Genomic DNA, 23,054 nt, shown 5'->3' with positions numbered 1-23,054 from the left:
CGGGGAAATGAGCGCCCACCACTATTTCCGTGATTTTGCCTACTGCGACAGCGGGATGATCCCGTGGCTGCTGGTGACGGAACTGCTGTGCCTGAAAGGCAAAACCCTGGGCGAACTGGTGTGTGACCGCATGGCGGCGTGGCCGGCGAGCGGGGAAATCAACAGCAAGCTGGCGGACCCGACAGTCGCCATTGAACGCGTACAGCAGCACTTTGCGCCGCACGCTGAGGAAGTTGATAACACCGACGGTATCAGCATGGCGTTCGCCGACTGGCGCTTTAATCTGCGCAGCTCGAACACCGAGCCGGTGGTGCGCCTGAATGTGGAATCGCGCAGCGATGAAAAGCTGATGCAGGCGCGAACGCAGGAAATTATGGAACTGTTGAATCAGTGATTTGACCCGGCATAGGTCGCCCTCACCCTAACCCTCTCCCCAAGGAGAGGGGACTGAACGGTTTTCTCCCTCTCCTTGAGGGAGAGGGGCGGGGTGAGGGGTAATCTTAATAAAGGTAAAACGATGACAAACCTAAAAAAGCGCGAGCTGCCAAAAACGAACGCATCGTTGATCTCTATGGTGCAACGTTTTTCCGACATAACCATTATGTTTGTTGGCTTATGGGTAGTGTGTCAGGTCAACGCGTTACCGTTTTTGTACATGCATTTGCTGATGGCGTTGCTGGCCCTCGTCGTCTTTCAAATGATTGGTGGAATAACCGATTTTTATCGTTCCTGGCGCGGTGTGCGAATTTCCAGCGAACTGATGCTGTTGCTGCAAAACTGGACGCTGAGCCTGATTTTCAGCGCCGGACTGCTGGCATTTAACCCGGATTTCGACGGTTCATTCTGGGTGTATCTGGCCTGGTATGTGTTAACCAGTTTCGGCATGGTGATGTGCCGCTCGTTTATTCGTTTCGGTGCCGGTTGGCTGCGCAATATGGGCTACAACACACGCCGCATTGCTATCGCGGGTTCTATGCCGGTCGGTTACACGCTCGCCGAAAGCTTCCGCAATGAGCCGTGGTTAGGTTTTGATGTGATGGGCGTTTACGACGACGAACAGCCAGAATCAAAACACGGTGATTATGCGGGCTGTTTTGCAGATTTAGTGGAGCAGGCGCGCGCCGGACGCATCGACAACGTCTATATCGCGATGGCGATGAGTGAAGAAGCACGCATTAAAAGCCTGGTGCGCGAACTGACGGATACCACCTGTTCGGTGATGCTGATCCCGGATGTGTTTACCTTCAATATTCTGAACTCCCGCACCGAAGAAGTGAACGGTGTGCCGGTTGTGCCACTGTTTGATACGCCGCTCAACGGCATCAACCGCATCCTGAAACGCCTCGAAGACATCGTGCTTTCGGCGATGATCCTGCTGTTTATTTCCCCGGTGTTGCTGTGTATCAGTGCGGCGGTGAAATTGACGTCTCCCGGCCCGGTGATCTTCCGCCAGACGCGCTATGGCATGGACGGCAAGCCGATCAAGGTATGGAAATTCCGCTCGATGAAAGTGATGGAAAACGACACGGTCGTCACCCAGGCCACCAAAGGCGATAAGCGTGTGACGCCGGTGGGGAATTTCCTGCGCCGTACCTCTCTTGACGAACTGCCGCAGTTTATCAATGTGCTGATGGGCGAGATGTCGATCGTTGGGCCGCGACCTCACGCGGTGGCGCATAACGAGCAGTATCGCTCGCTAATTGAAGGCTACATGTTGCGCCATAAAGTGAAGCCGGGCATTACAGGCTGGGCGCAAATCAACGGCTGGCGCGGTGAGACCGATACGCTCGAGAAAATGGAAAAACGCGTTGAGTTTGACCTGGAGTACATCCGCGAATGGAGCCTGTGGTTTGACATCAAAATTGTCTTCCTCACCATTTTCAAAGGCTTTGTGAATAAAGCTGCGTATTAAAATTTGTAGGTCGGATAAGTACCGCGTCATCCGACAAATTAACGGATAACCCAATGAGCCTGAGAGAAAAAACCATCAGCGGCGCGAAATGGTCGGCTATCGCCACGGTGATTATTATCAGCCTTGGCCTGGTGCAAATGACCGTGCTGGCGCGGATTGTCGACAATCACGAGTTTGGCCTGCTGACTATCTCGCTGGTGATTATCGCGCTGGCCGATACGCTGTCGGATTTTGGCATTGCTAACTCGATCATCCAGCGTAAGGAAATCAGCCACCTCGAACTCACCACGCTGTACTGGCTGAATGTGGGCCTCGGGATCGTGGTCTTTGCCGCCGTATTTTTGCTCAGCGATGTTATCGCCTCGGTGCTGCATGCGCCGAAGCTTTCGCCGCTGATTAAAACACTGTCGTTTGCGTTTATCGTCATTCCTCACGGCCAGCAGTTCCGCGCGTTGATGCAAAAAGAGCTGGAGTTTTCAAAGATTGGCTCGATTGAAACGGTTTCAGTGATGGCGGGCTTTACTGTCACGGTGGGGGCGGCGATGTTTTACCCGTTCGCCATGACCGCGATTATCGGTTATCTGGTCAACACCGTGGTGCGCACGTCGTTGTTCGGCTTCTTTGGCCGCAAAATTTATCGCCCTGGCCTGCATTTCTCGCTGAAGTCCGTCGGCTCTAACCTGAAATTTGGCGCGTGGTTGACGGCTGACAGCATTATCAATTACGTGAATACCAATCTTTCTACCCTGGTGCTGGCGCGTATTTTAGGGGCCAGCATCGCCGGGGGTTACAACCTCGCTTATAACGTGGCGGTCGTGCCGCCGATGAAACTGAACCCAATTATCACCCGTGTGCTGTTCCCGGCATTTGCCAAAATCCAGGACGATACCGACAAGTTACGTATCAACTTCTACAAACTGTTGTCGATTGTCGGAATCATCAACTTCCCGGCGCTGCTTGGTCTTTTAGTGGTTTCGAACAATTTTGTGCCGTTGGTATTTGGTGAAAAGTGGCAATTCATTACCCCAATTCTGCAATTGCTGTGCGTGGTGGGGCTGCTGCGATCTATCGGCAACCCGATTGGTTCGCTGCTAATGGCGAAAGCGCGGGTCGATATCAGCTTTAAATTTAACGTCTTCAAAACGTGTCTGTTTATCCCGGCGATTATTGTCGGTGGGCATCTTGCGGGCGCGTTGGGCGTGACGCTCGGCTTCCTGTTTGTGCAGGTGGTGAACACGGTTCTGAGCTACTTCGTGATGATCAAACCGGTGCTTGGCTCCAGTTATCGTCAGTACATTCAGAGTATCTGGCTGCCGTTTTACCTTTCCATTCCAACCATTGTGGTGAGTGCTGCGCTGGGGATCGCCCTGAAAGGGCATATCTCCCTCGGCCTGTTACTGGCGACGCAAATTGCGGCGGGCGCACTGGCCTTTATCGTCATGCTGTTGCTTTCGCGTAACGCGCTGGTGGTCGAGATGAAACGTCAGTTCATAAGAAGAGAACCCCATTTGAAAAAGAGGTCTGTATGAAATTATTAATTCTTGGCAACCACACCTGCGGCAACCGTGGTGATAGCGCCATTTTGCGTGGGCTTATTGATGCGATTACCACCATTGATGAATCGGTAGACGTTGACGTGATGAGCCGCTACCCGGTGAGCTCTGCCTGGCTGCTGGGCCGCCCGGTGATGGGCGACGGCCTGTATAAACAAATGAAGCAGCACAACAATGCCGTTGGGTTGATGGGGCGAGTGAAGAAAGTGCTGCGCCGTAAATATCAACACCAGGTTTTGCTGGCAAAGGCCACTGACAACGGGCGTCTGCGCAATATCTCCATTCCGCAGGGCTTTATTGATTTCGTGAAATCGCTGCAAAAATATGACGCGATTATTCAGGTCGGCGGATCGTTTTTTGTCGATTTATACGGTGTTTCGCAGTTCGAGCATGCGCTGTGCAGTTTTATGGCGAAAAAGCCGGTTTACATGATTGGGCACAGCGTGGGGCCATTCCAGGACCCGCAGTTTAATCATCTGGCGAGTTATGTCTTCGGCAATGTGGAGTCGTTGATTTTGCGTGAAACCGTCAGCCTTAAATTGATGAACCAAAGCAATATCGACAGCAGCAAAGTCGAGCAGGGCGTGGATACCGCGTGGCTTGTGGACCATCACAACGATAGTTTTGTACCGAATTATGCGGTGAATCACTGGCTTAACACCATCAAGCGCAAGAAAACTGTCGCAATTACACTGCGTGAACTGGCGCCGTTCGACAAGCGCCTCGGCACCACGCAACAGGCCTACGAGCAAGCGTTCGCAGCGGTGGTTAATCGCGTGATTGAAGAGGGTTATCAGGTGTTGGCGCTCTCGACCTGTACGGGAATTGATAGCTACAACAAAGATGACCGCATGGTGGCGCTCAATCTGCGGCAGTACGTGAATGACCCGGAGCAATATCATGTGGTGATGGATGAACTCAACGACCTGGAAATGGGCAAGATTCTGGGCGAGTGTGAGCTGACCGTGGGCACACGTCTGCATTCGGCGATTATCTCTATGAACTTCGGCACGCCTGCGATTGCTATCAATTACGAACACAAATCCGCGGGCATCATGCAGCAGTTGGGTTTACCAGAAATGGCGATAGAAATCCGCCAGCTACTTAACGGTTCGCTCCAGAGTGTGGTGGCGGACGTATTAGGGCAATTGCCTGCCATTAATGAGCGCCTGGCTCATGCGGTGCGCGCCGAACGTGAGGACGGTCTGCGCATGGTGGAGTCGGTATTAACGCGAATTAAGGAGGGAAAATGAAAGTCGGTTTCTTCCTGCTCAAATTCCCGGTGGCATCCGAAACCTTCGTGCTCAACCAGATAACCGCGTTTATCGACATGGGGTACGAGGTGGAAATTGTCGCGATTCAAAAAGGCGATTTGACCCATACGCATTCGGCATTCAAGGAGTACGGGCTTGCGGAGAAAACGACCTGGCTGATGGATGAACCTGCGGGAAAGGTCGCAAAACTGCAATCCCGCGCGTTGAACACGCTGCGTGGCTCGTTACGACCACGCACCTGGCGTGCGCTGAATGCAAAACGTTACGGCGAGGAAGCTCGCAATCTGATTTTGTCGTCTATTTGCGGCAGCCATCCGCAAACCGTGTGCGCGGATGTATTTATTGCCCACTTTGGCCCGGCGGGTGTGACGGCGGCAAAGCTACGTGAACTTGGTTTGCTGAAGGGCAAAATCGCCACCGTATTCCACGGCATTGATATTTCAGGCCGTGAAGCCCTGAATCATTACACACCTGAATATCAGAAGCTGTTTACCCGTGGCGATTTAATGCTGCCCATCAGTCAATTATGGGCGGGGCGCTTGCAAAACATGGGCTGCCCGACGGCGAAAATCAGCGTGTCGCGCATGGGTGTCGACATGGAACGCTTTTCACAACGCCCGGTGAAGGCTCCCGCCAAAACCCTGGAGATTATCTCGGTGGCCCGGTTGACTGAGAAAAAAGGGCTGCACGTCGCTATCGACGCCTGTCTGTTGCTCAAAGAGCGCGGCGTGAAATTCCGCTACAACATCCTGGGGATTGGCCCGTGGGAAAAACGCCTGCGCACGCTGATTGAACAATTTCAGCTCGACGATGTGGTGTTTATGCCGGGGTTTAAACCCAATCACGAAGTGAAAGCGATGCTGGATGAAGCCGATGTATTTCTTCTGCCTTCTGTCACGGGCGAAGATGGCGATATGGAAGGGATTCCCGTGGCATTGATGGAAGCGATGGCGGTTGGCATTCCGGTGATTTCTACGGTTCATAGCGGTATTCCTGAACTGATTGATGCCGGGCGTTCAGGCTGGCTGGTGCCAGAAAAAGATGCGACCGCGCTCGCAGATTGCTTACAAGCTTTCGGCAATATCGAGGCCAGCGAGCTGAGACCGATGCTGAACCTGGCTCGCGAAAAAGTTGAAACTGAATTCAACCAGAAGGTTATCTACCAGCAACTCGCTCGCCAGTTACAGATGTTATGAGGACGTATGCGCAAAACATTTAAAACTCCCCACACCTCCTTCTCTCCCTCCCGCCGCAAATTACTAAAAGCCAGCTCCGTGCTGGCCGCGGTGCCATTCATATCCCCTCGCTATGTATTAGCTGCCGCTGGCAAAAGTGAGGTCAGCGTCCAAAAGTTCTATCGTGGTGACTGGATTGCCGCCTTCAAACAGGCTTTCTCAACCGCTGATACCGTGACCGTTCCCGCCGATTTAGTCTGCGACAACATCAATACGGCGATCTTTATGCCCGAAGGTAAAACTTTGCATGTTGCGGGCGGCTTAAAAGGCAACGGTAAAGGGCGCTTTGTGATGCAGGACGGCTGCCAGATTCTGGGTGAGAAGGGCGGGCGATTTAACAATATTACCCTTGATGTGCGAGGGTCAGACTGCACCATCAAAGGGATTGATATGAGCGGATTTGTGCCAGTGACGCAAATCTACATCGGCGGTAAAGAGAAGCGCACGATGCGTAACCTGGTCATAGATCAGATTACGGTACACGATGCGAACTACGCCATTTTGCGGCAAGGGTTCCATAACCGCATGGAAAACGTAAAGATCACTAATGGACACTTTAGCCACTTACAAGGTGATGCTATCGAATGGAACGTGGCGATTAACGACCACGATTTGCTGATCTCCGACCACGTGATCGAGAACATTGACTGCACCAATGGCAAGATAAACTGGGGCATCGGCATCGGGCTTGCGGGCAGCACTTATGACAACGACTACCCTGAAGACCAGGCAGTAAAGAATTTTGTGGTGGCGAATATCACCGGTAGCAACTGCCGCCAACTGGTGCACGTTGAAAACGGCAAACACTTCATTATTCGTAATATAAAGGCACACAATATTAATCACACTTTCAGCCAGAAAGCGGGGATTGATAACGCTACGGTAGCTATTTATGGTTGTGATAATTTCGTGCTTGATAATATCCAAATGAAAGATAGTGCGGGGTTTTTAATAGGCTATGGTGTGATCAAAGGTAAATATTTATCTATTCCACAAAATTTTAAACTAAACGATATTTCGCTTGATAATAGTCACATGAAGTATAAAAGCCGGGGAATTCAGATATCTTCCGGTAATGCGACCTCCTTTGTGGCTATCACGAACGTCACCATGAAGCGCGCTACGCTTGAGTTGCATAACAAACCGCAACACTTGTTTCTGAGAAACATCGATGTGATGCAGTACGCTAACACTGGGCCTGCGCTGAAGCTGAACTTCGACCTGCGCAAAGACGTGCGTGGGCGTTTTATGGCAAAAGACGAGACGCTGCTGTCGCTCGCCAATGTGCGCGCTGTGAACGAGAAAGGGCACAGTTCGGTGGACATTGACAGGGTGGATCAGCGGTATGTGAATGCTGATAGGTTGAATTTTTCTTTGCCAGTTGCAACGAAATAGAATGTCAAATCAGATTGCGAATTTTCCGAACAGTTTAATCGTTTAAAACAAAGAGTTGGTTTTGCTTGCTTTGTTGAGAACGTTAAAATGCAGTACTAATTCAGGGGATCAATTCATGCTGGTATCACAGCACGAAAAGTTTATAATCCTCAAACCGTTTCGAGGTGGGTCTAAATATGATTAATTTGAAAGCAGTGATTCCGGTCGCAGGTTTGGGCATGCATATGTTGCCTGCAACAAAAGCAATTCCGAAGGAGATGCTGCCGATCGTTGACAAGCCGATGATTCAATACATTGTTGACGAAATCGTAGCTGCCGGTATCAAAGAAATCGTGCTGGTAACGCACTCTTCAAAGAATGCTGTAGAGAACCATTTCGACACATCTTATGAACTGGAAGCCTTGCTTGAGCAGCGCGTTAAGCGCCAGTTGCTCGCGGAAGTCCAGTCCATCTGTCCTCCAGGCGTGACCATCATGAACGTCCGTCAGGCTCAGCCTTTAGGCCTTGGCCACTCCATTTTGTGTGCCCATCCGGTCATTGGTGATAATCCATTCGTTGTGGTGTTACCTGACGTTATCCTTGATGGCGCCAGTGCGGATCCATTGCGCTATAATTTAGCGGCCATTGTTGAGCGTTTTAAAGAGACTGGGCGTAGCCAGGTTCTGGCAAAACGTATGCCGAACGAAGATCTCTCTGAGTACTCAGTGATTACGACCGAAGAGCCACTTCAAAATGATGGGCAGATTGGTCGTATAGTTGATTTCGTAGAAAAACCGGATCAACCACAGACACTGGATTCAGATGTAGCCGCTGTTGGTCGCTATGTTTTGTCTGCGGATATCTGGGCAGAGCTTGAGAAAACCGAACCAGGTGCCTGGGGCCGTATCCAGCTTACTGATGCCATCGCTGAGCTGAACAAAAAGCAAGCAGTTGAAGCCGCACTGATGACAGGCGATAGCTACGACTGCGGGAAGAAAATGGGGTATATGCAGGCATTTGTTCAGTATGGCTTGCGTAACCACAAAGAAGGGCAGAAGTTCAGGGATAGCATTCAGAAATTATTGGCTCGTTGATTTTTTTGTAATCGATGATGATCAAAGTCTGATGAGAAGAACGGCAGTCATAGTTGGTGGGAGGTTACAATTTTGTAACTTTCTGCAGCGGGCTGCCGTTTTTATTGGGTAAACCGGTATAACGGTTCTTCGCTGCATATTCGAATATTCATCCCTCAAAATATCCGAATGTGTTGCAAAACTTAGTTATCTGCCCGCCGAACAGGGTAGTGCGAGAAGAAGTTCAGTCCACTGGTAGCTGTTGAGCCAGGGGCGGTAGCATTGTCATTACCTCACTTACGTTTAAACGTTCGATATTCTTTATCGAAGAAAATCAATACGAGATTATAGAGAGATTGTTCCTGTGAAAATTCTTGTCACTGGTGGTGCCGGTTTTATTGGTTCTGCGGTCGTTCGTCATATTATAAATAACACTCAAGACAGCGTCGTTAATGTCGATAAATTAACCTATGCAGGCAATTTAGAATCATTGGCAGAGGTTTCTGGCAATGATCGCTATGCTTTTGTTCAGGCGGATATTTGTGACAGAGCGGCATTGGATAACATTTTTGCTGAATATCAGCCAGATGCAGTTATGCATCTTGCAGCAGAGAGCCATGTGGACCGTTCCATCACGGGCCCCGCGGAATTTATCGAAACCAATATTGTGGGCACTTACACTTTGCTCGAAGCTGCTCGTGCGTATTGGTCGCAAATGAGTAATGAACGCAAAGCAGGTTTTCGCTTCCACCATATTTCTACTGATGAAGTGTATGGGGATCTTCCGCATCCTGATGAATGTGAGGCAGGGGAAGTGCTTCCGCTATTTACCGAAACCACTTCTTATGCACCAAGCAGTCCATATTCCGCATCCAAAGCATCAAGCGACCATTTAGTCCGTGCGTGGCAACGTACCTATGGGCTTCCGTGCATTGTCACTAATTGCTCGAACAACTACGGCCCATATCACTTCCCGGAAAAACTGATCCCATTGGTTATTCTCAACGCGCTTGAAGGGAAGAACTTACCGGTATACGGCAAAGGCGATCAGATTCGTGACTGGCTATATGTAGAAGATCATGCACGTGCGTTGTACACGGTTGTTACTCAAGGTGTGCTTGGTGAGACTTATAATATCGGTGGCCACAATGAGAAGAAAAATCTCGATGTGGTACTGACTATTTGCGACCTGCTGGATGACATGGTTCCTAAGAACACTTCATACCGTGAACAAATTACCTATGTTGCGGACCGTCCTGGTCATGACCGTCGTTATGCGATTGATGCCAGCAAAATTAGCCACGAGTTGAACTGGAAACCACAAGAGACCTTCGAAAGTGGGATTCGTAAAACGGTTGAATGGTATTTAACCAACCAACCTTGGGTCGATAATATTAAAAGCGGTGCCTATAAATCATGGATTGAACAGAATTACGGTGAGCGCAAATGAATATTTTATTATTTGGTAAAACAGGGCAGGTTGGTTGGGAATTACAACGTTCACTTGCACCACTCGGAAATGTAATCGCAGTCGATGTCCAATCAACGGAATATTGCGGCGATTTCAGTAACCCTGAAGGTGTGGCAGAAACTGTCCGTCGCGTGAAGCCTGATATTATTGTCAATGCTGCAGCCCACACTGCTGTAGATAAAGCTGAAAGTGAGCGAGAGTTTGCTCAGCTGCTTAATGCAACGAGTGTTGAAGCGATCGCCAAAGAAGCCGAAAAAATCAATGCATGGCTTATTCATTATTCAACCGACTATGTTTTTCCTGGTGATGGTACAAAACCTTGGGTGGAGACCGATGCAACAGCACCGTTAAATACTTATGGGGAAACCAAACTTGCCGGAGAAATTGCGGTGCAGCAATACTGCACACGTCATCTCATTTTCCGCACAAGCTGGGTTTTTGCAGGCAAAGGCAATAACTTTGCTAAAACTATGCTGCGTCTTGCAAAAGATCGTGAAGAGCTTTCCATCATTAATGATCAGTTTGGTGCGCCTACAGGCGCAGAACTTCTTGCAGATTGCACGGCTCATGCAATAAAAACAGCTATTGAAAAACCTGAAGTCGCCGGGTTATATCATTTGGTTGCTTCCGGTACCACCACCTGGTTTGATTATGCCAACCTCGTGTTCGCAGAAGCGAAAAAAGCTGGTCTTGAACTGGCAGTGAACAAAACAAATCCAGTTCCTACTAGTGCTTACCCAACACCTGCTAGTCGCCCTCAGAATTCACGTCTGAATACTCAGAAATTCAAAAATGCATTTGGGTTGACACTTCCTGAATGGGATGTAGGTGTTAAGCGCATGTTAGCTGAAATTTTTGCTGCGGCGAAAGCATAGCAATAGATTAATAAGTGGTTTGATCACAGGCTACTTTGAAAAATGGAAAATTAAAATGACTTCACGTAAAGGTATTATTCTTGCTGGTGGTTCTGGTACTCGTTTATACCCGGTGACTATGGCGGTGAGTAAGCAACTTCTGCCAATCTATGACAAGCCAATGATTTATTACCCGCTCAGCACTCTGATGCTGGCGGGTATTCGCGATATTTTGATTATCAGTACGCCGCAGGATACACCTCGTTTCGAACAGTTGCTTGGTGACGGTTCTCAGTGGGGCCTGAATCTGCAATATAAAGTTCAAGAAAGCCCAGATGGCCTTGCTCAGGCATTCATTATCGGTGAAGAATTTATTGGTAAGGATGATTGCGCGCTGGTTCTCGGTGATAACATTTTCTACGGTCATGATTTGCAGAAGCAACTTGAAAATGCAGTTGCTCAAAAATCAGGTGCAACAGTATTCGCATACCACGTTCACGATCCTGAACGCTATGGTGTGGTTGAGTTTGATAAAGAAGGTAAGGCTATTTCTCTTGAGGAAAAGCCTCTTGAACCGAAAAGTAATTATGCCGTAACAGGACTTTACTTCTACGATAATAGCGTTGTAGAAATGGCTAAAAGCCTGAAACCGTCTCCTCGTGGTGAATTAGAAATTACGGATATTAACCGCATATATATGGAGCAGGGGCGCATGTCCGTTGCAATGATGGGCCGTGGGTATGCCTGGCTGGACACTGGAACGCATCAAAGTTTAATTGAAGCGAGTAACTTTATCCAGACTATTGAATTGCGTCAGGGATTAAAAGTAGCTTGTCCTGAAGAGATAGCTTTCCGTAAAGGTTTTATAGATGCGGAGCAGGTTAAGAAACTGGCTGTTCCTTTAGCGAAAAATGCGTATGGACAGTATCTATTAAAAATAGTTCGCGATAACTAATTAGAGAATAACTATGGATATCACACTATTACCCTTGCAGAAGCATGGGGATGAACGAGGTTTATTAGTCGCATTAGAAGAAGAAAGGAATATCCCTTTTTCGATTAAAAGAATTTATTATATTTTCGACACACTACATGGAATTAGACGTGGTTTCCATGCACACAAAGCGACGCGACAAGTAGCAATAGTTTCCCGTGGATCATGTAAATTTCATTTTGACGACGGTATAAATAAAAAAGAAATTGAACTAAACGATCCAGCAATAGGTCTCCTCATTGAACCTTATATCTGGCATGAAATGTACGACTTCAGCGATGATTGTATATTAATGGTTCTGGCTAATGATTATTATGATGAGTCGGACTATATACGCAATTATCAAGAGTTCCTGGAAAGAGTAGAGTGTAATGAAAATTCACAAACTAAGTGACGTTCAAACAAGTAACGTCGGAGAAAACACTCGTATTTGGCAGTTTGTGGTTATACTCAAAGATGCTGAGATTGGCGCAAATTGTAATATTTGCGCCAATTCATTTATTGAGAATGATGTTGTTATTGGCAATAATGTTACTGTGAAAAGTGGCGTTTATCTTTGGGATGGAATTATTATTGAAGATAATGTATTCATAGGCCCATGTGTCGCTTTCACCAATGATAAATATCCACGCTCACAACAGTATCCTGAGAAGTTTCCCAAAACATATGTTAGAAGAAATGCTTCAATTGGGGCAAATGCTACAATTTTACCAGGGTTAGAAATTGGGGAGAGTTCTATTGTTGGTGCTGGTAGTGTAGTAACCAAAGATGTTCCTCCTCATGCAATAGTTGCCGGTAATCCTGCTCGTTTTGTTAAATGGATTAATGATAATGAAAAAAATTAATTTTCTAGATTTACATGCCATCAATAATCGTCAACGTGATGAATTAGTAACTGCTTTTACCCGAGTTTTAGACTCTGGCTGGTATGTTATGGGGGAAGAACTAAATAAATTTGAATCTCAATTTGCTGAATACTGTGGTGTCAAGCATTGTATTGGCGTAGCTAATGGCTTGGATGCTCTTATTTTGGTTTTACGCGCATGGAAAGAACTAGGGCATTTAAATGATGGGGATGAAGTATTAGTTCCGGCAAATACTTACATTGCATCTATTTTAGCAGTTACTGAGAATAATCTAATTCCTGTAATGATTGAACCAGATATAAATACCTATAACATTAATACAGACTTGATCGAGTCAGCAATCACAAATAAAACTAAAGCGATTTTACCTGTACATCTTTATGGACAATTGTCCAATATGCCTCTAATAAATGAAATTGCAAAGAAATATAATCTTTTAGTCCTTGAAGACTGTGCTCAATCTCATGGAGCTCACTTCGAAAATCGTAAAGCTGGCGCTTGGGGGAATGCTGCTGGGTTTAGTTTTTACCCAGGCAAAAATTTAGGGGCATTAGGTGATGCAGGCGCAATTACTACAAATGATAATGAACTGGCCGATACTTTGAAAGCATTGCGGAATTATGGTTCGCATAAAAAATATGAAAATCTCTACAAAGGTCAAAACAGTCGGCTTGATGAGCTCCAGGCTGCATTGTTACGTGTTAAGATGGAGGTGTTGGATGGAGATACAACAATCCGGCAAAAGATTGCAAATCGATACATCAATGAAATTAACAATTCTAAGATATTTCTACCCGCTGTTGAAAAACAAGAGGGACATGTTTGGCATCTATTTGTAATTAGAACGTCAAACCGCGAAGAACTACAGACTTATTTACAAAAAAATGGGATTCAGACATTGATACATTATCCATTACCTCCGCATAAACAACTGGCTTATAAAGAACTTTCGGCATTAAATTTACCGGTTGCTGAAAAAATTCATGCCGAGGTCATTTCTTTACCTATAAGTCCAGTTATGACAGATGAAGAAGTAAATTATATAATTAAGATGGTTAATAATTACTAGTAATGAAAAAATTCTTACAAGTTACAATATTATCTGCGATATATACATTTTTTAAAATGATCGCTGGGTTTGTTATTGGCAAGTTTGTTGCTGTTTATACTGGTCCAACTGGAATTGCTATGTTGGGCCAGGTTCAGAGTTTAATGACAATACTTACTGGTATCACTACTGCGCCAGTAAGCACAGGGCTTGTAAGATACACTGCGGAAAATTGGTCAAATGGTGAAAAAGCGTGTGCTCCCTGGTGGAGTGCATGCTTTAAGGTAACAGCGCTATTTACATTTCTTATCATTCCCCTGGTTATTTTATTCTCTAGTAAATTATCAACGCTGCTTTTTGATGATAAGACCTATATATGGGTCATAGTTTTTGCTTGCTGTATTCTACCTTTTTCAATTTTTAATACACTCATTTCGTCTGTCTTGAATGGTCAACAGAGATATAAGCAATATATTTTGTTAGGTATGCTTTCTGTCTTTGTTTCGACTATTGTAATGTCTCTTCTGATCTTTTCTTTTAATTTGAAAGGTGCATTGGTGGCAACGGCACTCAATAGTGGGGTTGCTGGACTTGTTTTAATTTGTTTTTGTCTGAATAAATCATGGTTCCGCATTAAATATTGGTGGGGAGAAACTGATGGCGAAAAAATATTTCAAATAATCAAATATACTTTGATGGCATTAACAGCTGTCATTTCAATGCCTGTCGCATTATTGCTTATTCGAAAGATTCTAATTGCTAAAACAGGATGGGAAAGTGCTGGACAATGGCAAGCTGTATGGAAAATATCTGAAATATATCTGGGGGTGGTAACAATTGCCCTATCTACATATTTTTTACCGCGACTTGCGATTCTAAAAAATAGTGTGTTAATTAGGAATGAAATTAATAGCACAATTTTTTATGTTTTATTTGTAACTACCTGTATGGGTTTGGGTATTTATTTCTTACGTGATGAGATAATTTCCATTTTATTTACCGAAAAATTCCGTATGGCACGAGAATTATTTTTGCTACAACTAACTGGCGATGTAATTAAAGTGGCTGGATTTTTGTATTCATACACCCTTCAAGCTCAAGGTCATTCAAAAATTTTCATAAGCTCTGAATTGATATTTTCTTTAATTTTCGTTATTGCTAGTTATTATTTGATAAATATATTTGGCGTCCAAGGTGCAAATGTTAGCTATTTGATTACATATGTAATGTATTTTTTCTTTGCATTTGTTTTTACAAATCACTTTAATGTTCGTAATGAGAAATCAAGATAGAGGTCAGCTTTGAAAATTATTATACCTGTTTTTGGATTTGGTAAGTCTGGGGGGGAACGGGTTTTGTCTAAAATGGCAAACGAACTAATTAAACATAATAACGATGTTTATTTTGTTTCTCCTGACAATGGTAATATTCCATATTATGAAACAAATGCGAAAATTATAAGAACTCATAGTGAGAAAAATACAATAGAATTGTTAATTTTTTAATTACTTGTTTCCATATGTATCAAGCATGCAAATATATAAAACCAGATGCTGTAATCGCCAATTTCCATCTTACAGCCTATTTTGTGAGTTTTTTACCCAGAACAATAAAGAAGTTTTATTACATTCAAGCTTATGAAGTTGTTTTTTATAACAATATTATAAGAAAAACATTGGCTTATTTAACATATTACTTACCATTAAAAAAAATCACCAATCATGAGCAATTACTTCCAAATTATTTAAATAAAAACAAAATTATTATCCCCGCGGGCATTGATCTCCAAATGTTTTACAAGCGTGAATGTCATAATAATAAAAAAAATATTGGAGTAATTGGTCGTGTAGAGAGACATAAAGGAACAAAAGAAATAATTGATGCAATTATAGCATGGGATAAAAAACATGAAGTTACCGTCAATATCGCCGTCTATATAAGTGAGGAAGATAAATTACGTCTTACAAAGAATTGTATTAAATATCATTATGTGAAAATTGATAATGATAACGAGTTAGCCAGGTTTTATAGAACTAATGACCTTATGATAGCTAGTGGGTTGGTTGAGGATGGTGCATTTCATTACCCATGTGCAGAATCAATGGCTTGTGGATGTATTGTCATCTCTAATTATGCCCCCTTAGTAGAAAGTGATAGTCATTATAAAATCAAACATTTAAATGAAAAGATGATAATTGAAAAACTAGATTACTTTTTTGCATCTACTCAAGAAGAAATTCAGGAAGAAATAAGTGATAATATTCGCAATATTAATCATTACTCGTGGGACCTGGTGGGTTCGAAACTTAATAGTGCATTATCTAAACCAGTCTAAATTAGTGAAAATAATTTAAGAGAATACAATGAAAATAATAGATACTTCTATTGCTGATTTAAAAATCATCGAACCGAAAGTTTTTTCTGATGAACGTGGTTTTTTTATGGAAAGTTTTAACCTTTCCACATTTAATGAAATTATAGGCTCTGAAGTTAATTTTGTTCAAGATAATCATTCGCGTTCAACAAGAGGTGTTTTGAGGGGGATGCACTTCCAAAAACCTCCATTTAGCCAAGGAAAATTAGTCCGGTGCACTTTAGGCGAGGTTTTCGACGTTGCTGTTGATATAAGAATCGGGTCTAAAACTTTTGGAAAATGGGTTGGTGTAATTTTATCTGCGGAAAATAAACGCCAATTTTGGATACCTGAAGGTTTTGCTCATGGGTTTGTTGTAATAAGTGAATGTGCAGAATTTATGTATAAAACTACAAACTATTATAATCCAAGTGCCGAGGCAGGATTTGTTTGGAATGACCAGTCAGTTAACATTGATTGGCCAGTGGATAATGAAGTGTTATTATCAGAAAAAGATAAACTTTTGCCTACATTTGGTAATTTAAAAGCAGAAAATATATAAATGACATGCATTAAATAATGCAGCAATAAAAATAGTTCGTTTTCATTCATGATGTTGATGATAGATGTTGATGATAGATGTTGATGATAGATGTTGATGATAGATGTTGATGATAGATGTTGATAGCGTAATAAATAAGAGTGAATTATGTATATCAATCGACTCTAAGATTGTTTGCTGGAATGAACTTGTAAGGCGTTTCATTGCACAAAATAACATTAAGTTTATTTAGGCAATTACTTTATTTTCATTTTTATGTGAGATTTATATGCGTGATTACGAATTAAAAATAGTTGGGATTGTTGTTTTATATAACCCTGATGCTCAGGCTTTATATGCTTTACTCAATGGGGCAATAAAACAACTAACTAACATCATATTAATTGATAACTCTGAAACTGAAGGAACTGTCGATTTGACTGAAGTGATTAAGGGTTATAGCCACATGATCACGTATATTCATGCAGATGGAAATGTCGGAATTGCCGCAGCTCAAAACATTGGAATACAAAGTGCAAGAAAAATACAGGCAACACATGTATTACTTCTAGATCAAGATAGCTTATTACCTAAAGAAATGGTTAGTAAATTGCTAGATACAGAATTGATATTATTAAATGACGGAGTCAAAATTGCGGCTATAGGACCAGCATTTTTTGATGTTAAAACAAAAAAGACGAGTGGCGCAATAATAATGAAGCCATTCTATAAAAAAATGATTCCTGTTAGCAATAAAGATATTATAGCAACTGATTATCTCATTGCTTCAGGCTCGCTAATTCGGACAGAGGTTTTTGATAAAGTAGGGATGATGGATGAGTCTCTTTTTATTGATTTAGTCGATATAGAATGGTGTGAAAGATGTAACAGAAAAGGATATTATTCATATATTGCACCAAACCTCATCATGAATCATAATATTGGTAGTAAAGCCGTTAGAGTTATGGGTAAAAATTTAATAATTCACAATGATTTTCGACATTATTTTGTTGTAAGAAATATCATTTTTCTTTTGTTTAAGAATAGCTTAAGTTTTAGACATAAAGTTTTCCTTACTCTGAGGTTGCCGTTGTTCATTGTAACTCATTCTCTTTTTGCTAAAAATAAAATATTAAAAATAAAACTTTTTATTACTGCGATTAAAGATGGTTTTAATAATAAAATGGGACGCGGACATTTTTATTAAAATTTATTTCCTTGTTAAATTTATTCAGAGCTATGGGGAAGTTATCGTTATTATATAAATGAGAAATATATTTAACTGTCAAATTATTTTATATGAGAACGTAAGATAAAAATGTATATATATGTAGGAGTGTTTGTTTTACTTGTGCTTTTTAGCTTTCCACGAGAGCAGCGAATATTTTACAATCCCATGCTGTTCATTCTTTTTATTATTTGTGGCTTTAGAGGTGCAAATGTTGACAGAGATTATCAAAATTATCAGTTTCTGATGCATCTATCAGCATCAGATATTTTTTATCCCATAGAGCCAACATTTAAAGTTATTAGTTGGATGGCTGTCAATATTTTTCAATATGATAATTTGTTGTTTATTTTATATTCTGCGATAATAATATTTTTTAAAAGCAAATTTATAAAAAGAACTTCACCATATATATTACTATCCTTAGTTGTGTATTTTTCTAATACTTATCTGCTTCATGATATGACGCAAATAAGAGTTGGGGCTGCAAGCGCAATTGCTTTCTATGCATTAAAATATATAGTTGAAAAGAATAGACAGAAGTTTTTTCTTTTTTTATTGATTGCATTTGCCTTCCACTATACAGCTATCTTATTCATTATAGCTTTGTTTTTTGACACTCGTAGAATACATTTTAGTTATATCTTAGCTTATTCGTTAATGGTTATTGTTGTTTATGTTGCATACTTTTTTGGGATTAATGTATTAACACTCCTAAGTTATGTTAATGTACCTTATGTCCAAGCGAAATATTCTGATTATGTTGCACAAAATGCGAGTGTGGATTTTGTGCCGATTAATGTTTATTCAGCACTACAATTTATCCATTTGACCATCGTTTATTATTCATTTTTTGCATTTCGGAAAATCCAAGGTCCTTCAGAAATTATATTAATTACTAAGTTATATACACTTGCCCCATTGGCGTTAGTGCTTTTCTCATTCATACCTGTGTTTTCTTTGCGAATAAGCGAATTGTTTTCTGTCGCTGAAATTGTGCTATTGCCGGCCTTGGTAGCCTTGACAAGACAAAAGATGATTTCCAAATTATTTGTGATCGCAGTTGCAATTTGCATGTTTTATATAAATATATTTCATGTGGGTATATTAAACGATTATTCATTTTAGACTTTGATCAAAGAGCTTTGATAATGAAAAAAATTTCGGTATGTATACCAACTTATAATGGTGAAAAATACATTAAAGAGCAGTTGGATAGTATTTTAGACCAACTGTCTGATGATGATGAAATAATTATTTCTGATGATCATTCTACTGATGGTACATTAGCAGTCATTACTTCAATTAATGATTCAAGAATTAAAGTCTTTATGCATGATAAAGTTAATATCAAAGGAAATAAAACGGAGGTCAATGTCGGTCTTGTCTCTAATAATTTACAAAATGCATTGAAATACGCTCAAGGAGATGTCATTTATCTTGCGGATCAGGATGATATTTGGATGAAAGGCCGTGTCTCCAAAACATTACCTTTGTTTAATAATAAAAATAACATCAATCAAGTTGTCATATGTGATTGTACAATAATAAATAATGATAGAAGCATAATTAATCATTCTTACTTTAGTTGTATCAATGCTAAAGATTCCATCCTCAATACTATTTATAAAAACCCCTATTTAGGTTGTTGTATGTGTTTCAGTAAAGATCTTCTAAAAGAAACATTCCCTTTTCCTGGACGGAATATTGGACACGATTTATGGATAGGTTTGATTGGGAAGATTTATGGGAAGGTTATATTTATTAATGAACCATTAATTTTATACAGACGACACGATATGGCTGTATCTACCTCTGGTGCGATAAGTAAAACATCTATATTCTTTAAAATAAAATATCGAATTTATATTCTTTTGGAATTGCTAAAAAGAGTCTTCCATTAAGTTATTATTCTCACTTCAGATCTCTATAGTTATAGGTTATCTTACTTTTATTTTATTAGTTTGTGAATTATCTTTTCTGAAAAGAAAATAGTTCATGAGCTTGTTTATTATCTTAATGTGTTACATGACAATATTATTAATTTCTTATCTATTGCATGTTACTAAAGAAGTTTTATGGGGCACTATAATATGAAGGTTTTACAAGTATGTAAATTTTTTCCACCTGTATTTGGGGGGATCGAGCAAGTTGCTTATGATATAAGTGATGGTTTTTACTCCTTGCATTCTCGATCGATTGATGTTTTGTGTGTAGACAATAAATCAAATGATTCTGAAGAAAAACACAATTACAAAATATTTAGATGTGGGATTTTAGGGGTTGTTTTTTCAACGCCGATTTCATTTTCATTCATTAAAAAATGGCGAGAGATTCGTAACAATTATGATGTTATTCATCTACATCTCCCCAATCCTTTAGCTGTTATAGCTTTGTTTTTATTTCCAACTAAAAATAGAATTGTTATTCATTGGCATAGTGACATTGTCAAACAAAAAAAACTATTATTTTTATTCAAACCTTTTCAAACTTGGATTCTCAAGCAAGCAGCCAGAGTTATCGTTACCTCTCCAGTTTATGGGATAAAATCGTCAGCACTACAGCCTTATCAACAGAAATTAACCTGTATACCTATTGGCATTGATGAAAATAAAATGCCAAACAATGTTTTTTATGAAAGTGAATTACATAAAAAATATGCAGGTAAAAAAATCGTTTTTTCTTTAGGAAGACTTGTATATTATAAAGGTTTTGAGTTTTTAGTTAAAGCTGCCAAACAATTACCACCAGATACTGTAATTCTCATCGGTGGTGAGGGGGAGTTATATGGTAAGTTAACTACATTAATAAGTGAACTTGAGTTAACTGACAAGGTTATTTTGTTAGGTGGCATACCGTATGATCAACTTTCTGCTTATTATAAGCTTTGTGATGTGTTCTGCTTACCATCAATTCATGAGTCCGAAGCCTTTGGGGTTGTCCAACTTGAAGCAATGAGTTTCAAAAAACCTGTAGTGTCTACAGATATCGCTAATAGTGGAGTCCCATGGGTTAATAAGAATGGTTATTCTGGTGTGGTTGTTGAACCCGGGAATTCAGAAGCTTTGGCTGCGGGTATTATCACTGTTCTCGAAAAAGCCAATGTGCTTTCTGAAAATGCTTATTTAAGATTCCACACGAACTTCACTAAAAACAAAATGGTTGAATCTCTCAATCAACTTTATTCGGAGCTGAGATAACTATGGAGATTAAGATCACTCCAGTTGTCCTTGCAGGCGGTGCTGGAAGTCGTTTATGGCCTTTATCTAGAGTCCTTTATCCAAAGCAGTTCCTGTGTCTTAGCGGCGAACTGACAATGTTGCAATCCACTATTAGCCGTTTAAACGGTGTAGAGTGTGATAATCCGGTAGTTATTTGTAATGAAGAACACCGTTTCATTGTAGCCGAGCAATTACGTCAGCTTGAGAAACTCACCCAAAACATTATTTTAGAACCAGTTGGTAAAAATACCGCACCAGCTATCGCTCTCGCTGCGTTGTCTGCAACGCGTGATAAGCAGAATACTGATCCCCTTATGCTTGTGTTAGCGGCAGATCATTTCATTAAAAATGATGAAGCCTTTCGTGATGCAGTGTTTAAAGCCATACCATATGCAAATGAAGGAAAACTAGTTACTTTCGGGATTGTGCCACTGCAACCAGAAACGGGTTATGGTTATATCCGCCGTGGTAATCCTCTTAAATCAGTAAATACTTGTTGGTGTTTCGATGTTGCAGAGTTTGTCGAAAAACCGGATCTCAACACCGCTAAGGCTTACGTTTCCAGCGGTGAATATTACTGGAACAGCGGCATGTTCCTGTTCCGCGCCGGGCGCTATCTCGAAGAGCTGAAAAAATTCCGCCCGGATATTCTCGATGCCTGCGAAAAAGCGATGGCGAATATTGACCCGGATCTCGATTTTGTGCGCATTGACGAAGCGGCATTCCTGGCCTGCCCGGATGAGTCTATCGACTACGCCGTGATGGAAAAAACCGCTGATGCGGTGGTGGTCCCGATGGATGCAGGCTGGAGCGACGTGGGATCATGGTCATCGTTGTGGGACATCAGCCCCAAGAATCAGCAGGGTAATGTGCACCATGGCGACGTGATAAGCCACGATACCGAAAATAGCTATATCTATGCGGAATCTGGCCTGGTCACCACGGTTGGCGTTAAAGATTTGATCGTGGTGCAGACCAAAGATGCCGTTCTGGTTGCAGATAGAAATTGTGTTCAAGATGTGAAAAAGATAGTCGAAGAACTTAAAGCAAGTGGCCGCCACGAACACCATAACCACCGCGAAGTGTACCGCCCGTGGGGGAAGTACGACTCTATTGACGAAGGCGAGCGTTACCAGGTGAAACGCATCACCGTGAAACCGGGCGAAGGCTTGTCTTTGCAGATGCACCATCACCGCGCCGAGCACTGGATTGTGGTGGCGGGTACCGCGAAAGTCACACTGGGTGAAGAGACAAAATTGCTGGGCGAAAACGAGTCCATCTACATCCCGCTTGGCGTGACGCACTGCCTGGAAAACCCCGGAAAAATCCCGCTCGACCTGATTGAAGTGCGTTCCGGCACTTATCTCGAAGAAGACGACATCGTCCGTTTCGAAGACCGTTACGGGCGTATCTGACTTCTGTCGGATGACGCTGCGCTTATCCGACCTACAACATTCAGGATGATTATGAACACCTTGACCTGTTTTAAAGCCTACGACATTCGCGGCAAGCTCGGTGAAGAGCTGAATGAAGACATCGCAGAACGTATTGGCCGCGCTTATGGCGAGTACCTGAAACCGAAAACCATCGTACTGGGTGGCGACGTGCGCCTGACCAGCGAGCGACTTAAACTGGCGCTGGCAAAAGGATTGCAGGATGCGGGCGTGGACGTGCTGGATATCGGCCTGTCCGGCACCGAAGAAATCTATTTCGCCACCTGGCATCTGAACGTGGACGGCGGCATTGAAGTGACCGCCAGCCACAATCCGATGGACTACAACGGCATGAAACTGGTGCGCGAAGGCGCTCGCCCAATCAGCGGCGACACCGGCCTGCGCGACGTGCAGCGCCTGGCGGAAGCCAACGACTTCCCACCGGTGGACGCCGCAAAACGCGGCAGCTACCAGAAGATTTCGGTGGTTGAGGCGTATATCGACCATCTGTTCACCTACATCAACGTGGCCAACATCAAACCGCTGAAACTGGTGATTAACTCCGGTAACGGCGCGGCTGGCCCGATTGTCGATGCCATCGAAGCCCGCTTTAAATCACTCAAT

Annotated in this window: 21 protein-coding genes and 1 pseudogene; all 22 read left to right on the top strand. The window is 42.6% G+C overall.

Annotated features, from left to right (window positions below):
* Window positions 1-394, top strand: a pseudogene (locus GBAG_RS12825) (phosphomannomutase CpsG); the annotation flags it as partial.
* Window positions 395-517: 123 nt separating this feature from the next.
* A complete protein-coding gene (gene wcaJ, locus GBAG_RS12820; protein WP_034496610.1) occupies window positions 518-1,912 on the top strand; it encodes an undecaprenyl-phosphate glucose phosphotransferase in 1,395 nt (464 codons plus the stop codon).
* 53 nt (window positions 1,913-1,965) lie between these two features.
* Window positions 1,966-3,441, top strand: a complete 1,476-nt coding sequence (locus GBAG_RS12815; RefSeq protein ID WP_034496607.1) for an MOP flippase family protein — start codon at window positions 1,966-1,968, stop codon at window positions 3,439-3,441.
* Complete coding sequence (wcaK, locus tag GBAG_RS12810) at window positions 3,438-4,718, top strand: colanic acid biosynthesis pyruvyl transferase WcaK (protein ID WP_034496604.1); 1,281 nt, start codon at window positions 3,438-3,440, stop codon at window positions 4,716-4,718. The genes GBAG_RS12815 and wcaK overlap by 4 nt, the downstream gene beginning before the upstream one ends.
* Window positions 4,715-5,935 carry a colanic acid biosynthesis glycosyltransferase WcaL gene (gene wcaL / locus GBAG_RS12805; protein WP_034496603.1) on the top strand — a complete coding sequence of 407 codons (1,221 nt, stop codon included), beginning with the start codon at window positions 4,715-4,717 and terminating at the stop codon, window positions 5,933-5,935. Before wcaK ends, wcaL begins: the two co-directional genes overlap by 4 nt.
* Before the next feature lie 6 nt (window positions 5,936-5,941).
* Window positions 5,942-7,369 (top strand): colanic acid biosynthesis protein WcaM, encoded by a 1,428-nt coding sequence (wcaM, locus tag GBAG_RS12800; protein ID WP_034496601.1) that lies wholly within the window; start codon window positions 5,942-5,944, stop codon window positions 7,367-7,369.
* A 176-nt stretch (window positions 7,370-7,545) separates the two neighbouring features.
* The gene (gene galF / locus GBAG_RS12795) at window positions 7,546-8,442 is read left to right on the top strand and encodes a UTP--glucose-1-phosphate uridylyltransferase GalF (RefSeq protein ID WP_034496599.1); all 897 of its coding nucleotides are present in this window, start codon (window positions 7,546-7,548) and stop codon (window positions 8,440-8,442) included.
* A gap of 343 nt (window positions 8,443-8,785) precedes the next feature.
* Entirely contained in the window at window positions 8,786-9,871 is a 1,086-nt protein-coding gene (rfbB, locus tag GBAG_RS12790) for a dTDP-glucose 4,6-dehydratase (RefSeq protein ID WP_034496597.1), read from the top strand.
* Window positions 9,868-10,767 carry a dTDP-4-dehydrorhamnose reductase gene (gene rfbD / locus GBAG_RS12785; protein WP_034496595.1) on the top strand — a complete coding sequence of 300 codons (900 nt, stop codon included), beginning with the start codon at window positions 9,868-9,870 and terminating at the stop codon, window positions 10,765-10,767. Before rfbB ends, rfbD begins: the two co-directional genes overlap by 4 nt.
* Before the next feature lie 55 nt (window positions 10,768-10,822).
* Complete coding sequence (rfbA, locus tag GBAG_RS12780) at window positions 10,823-11,701, top strand: glucose-1-phosphate thymidylyltransferase RfbA (protein ID WP_034496592.1); 879 nt, start codon at window positions 10,823-10,825, stop codon at window positions 11,699-11,701.
* A 13-nt stretch (window positions 11,702-11,714) separates the two neighbouring features.
* Window positions 11,715-12,134, top strand: a complete 420-nt coding sequence (locus GBAG_RS12775) for a sugar 3,4-ketoisomerase (protein WP_034496590.1) — start codon at window positions 11,715-11,717, stop codon at window positions 12,132-12,134.
* Window positions 12,112-12,585 carry an acyltransferase gene (locus GBAG_RS12770; RefSeq protein WP_034496589.1) on the top strand — a complete coding sequence of 158 codons (474 nt, stop codon included), beginning with the start codon at window positions 12,112-12,114 and terminating at the stop codon, window positions 12,583-12,585. Before GBAG_RS12775 ends, GBAG_RS12770 begins: the two co-directional genes overlap by 23 nt.
* Complete coding sequence (locus GBAG_RS12765) at window positions 12,572-13,675, top strand: DegT/DnrJ/EryC1/StrS family aminotransferase (protein ID WP_034496588.1); 1,104 nt, start codon at window positions 12,572-12,574, stop codon at window positions 13,673-13,675. The genes GBAG_RS12770 and GBAG_RS12765 overlap by 14 nt, the downstream gene beginning before the upstream one ends.
* 2 nt (window positions 13,676-13,677) lie before the next feature.
* Complete coding sequence (locus tag GBAG_RS12760) at window positions 13,678-14,946, top strand: O-antigen translocase (protein WP_034496586.1); 1,269 nt, start codon at window positions 13,678-13,680, stop codon at window positions 14,944-14,946.
* Between the two features lie 227 nt (window positions 14,947-15,173).
* Entirely contained in the window at window positions 15,174-15,989 is an 816-nt protein-coding gene (locus tag GBAG_RS12755) for a glycosyltransferase (RefSeq protein WP_051873711.1), read from the top strand.
* A gap of 28 nt (window positions 15,990-16,017) precedes the next feature.
* Entirely contained in the window at window positions 16,018-16,569 is a 552-nt protein-coding gene (gene rfbC / locus GBAG_RS12750; protein ID WP_034496584.1) for a dTDP-4-dehydrorhamnose 3,5-epimerase, read from the top strand.
* A 268-nt stretch (window positions 16,570-16,837) separates the two neighbouring features.
* The gene (locus GBAG_RS12745; RefSeq protein WP_034496582.1) at window positions 16,838-17,755 is read left to right on the top strand and encodes a glycosyltransferase family 2 protein; all 918 of its coding nucleotides are present in this window, start codon (window positions 16,838-16,840) and stop codon (window positions 17,753-17,755) included.
* Window positions 17,756-17,866: 111 nt separating this feature from the next.
* Complete coding sequence (locus GBAG_RS12740) at window positions 17,867-18,904, top strand: EpsG family protein (RefSeq protein WP_034496580.1); 1,038 nt, start codon at window positions 17,867-17,869, stop codon at window positions 18,902-18,904.
* 23 nt (window positions 18,905-18,927) lie between these two features.
* Window positions 18,928-19,680: a glycosyltransferase gene (locus tag GBAG_RS12735; protein ID WP_034496577.1), complete on the top strand. Its 753-nt coding sequence runs from the start codon at window positions 18,928-18,930 to the stop codon at window positions 19,678-19,680.
* Between the two features lie 189 nt (window positions 19,681-19,869).
* On the top strand, window positions 19,870-20,976 hold the full coding sequence (locus GBAG_RS12730; RefSeq protein WP_034496614.1) for a glycosyltransferase: 1,107 nt from the start codon (window positions 19,870-19,872) through the stop codon (window positions 20,974-20,976).
* Between the two features lie 2 nt (window positions 20,977-20,978).
* The gene (cpsB, locus tag GBAG_RS12725; protein WP_034496575.1) at window positions 20,979-22,412 is read left to right on the top strand and encodes a mannose-1-phosphate guanyltransferase; all 1,434 of its coding nucleotides are present in this window, start codon (window positions 20,979-20,981) and stop codon (window positions 22,410-22,412) included.
* Window positions 22,413-22,463: 51 nt separating this feature from the next.
* Window positions 22,464-23,054, top strand: a 591-nt coding sequence (locus GBAG_RS12720; protein ID WP_034496573.1) for a phosphohexomutase domain-containing protein, incomplete at its 3' end; no start/stop codon positions are given.

The sequence above is a fragment of the Buttiauxella agrestis ATCC 33320 genome (genome assembly GCF_000735355.1).
Classification (GTDB): domain Bacteria; phylum Pseudomonadota; class Gammaproteobacteria; order Enterobacterales; family Enterobacteriaceae; genus Buttiauxella; species Buttiauxella agrestis.
This window is presented reverse-complemented; position numbering and strand designations above follow the sequence as displayed.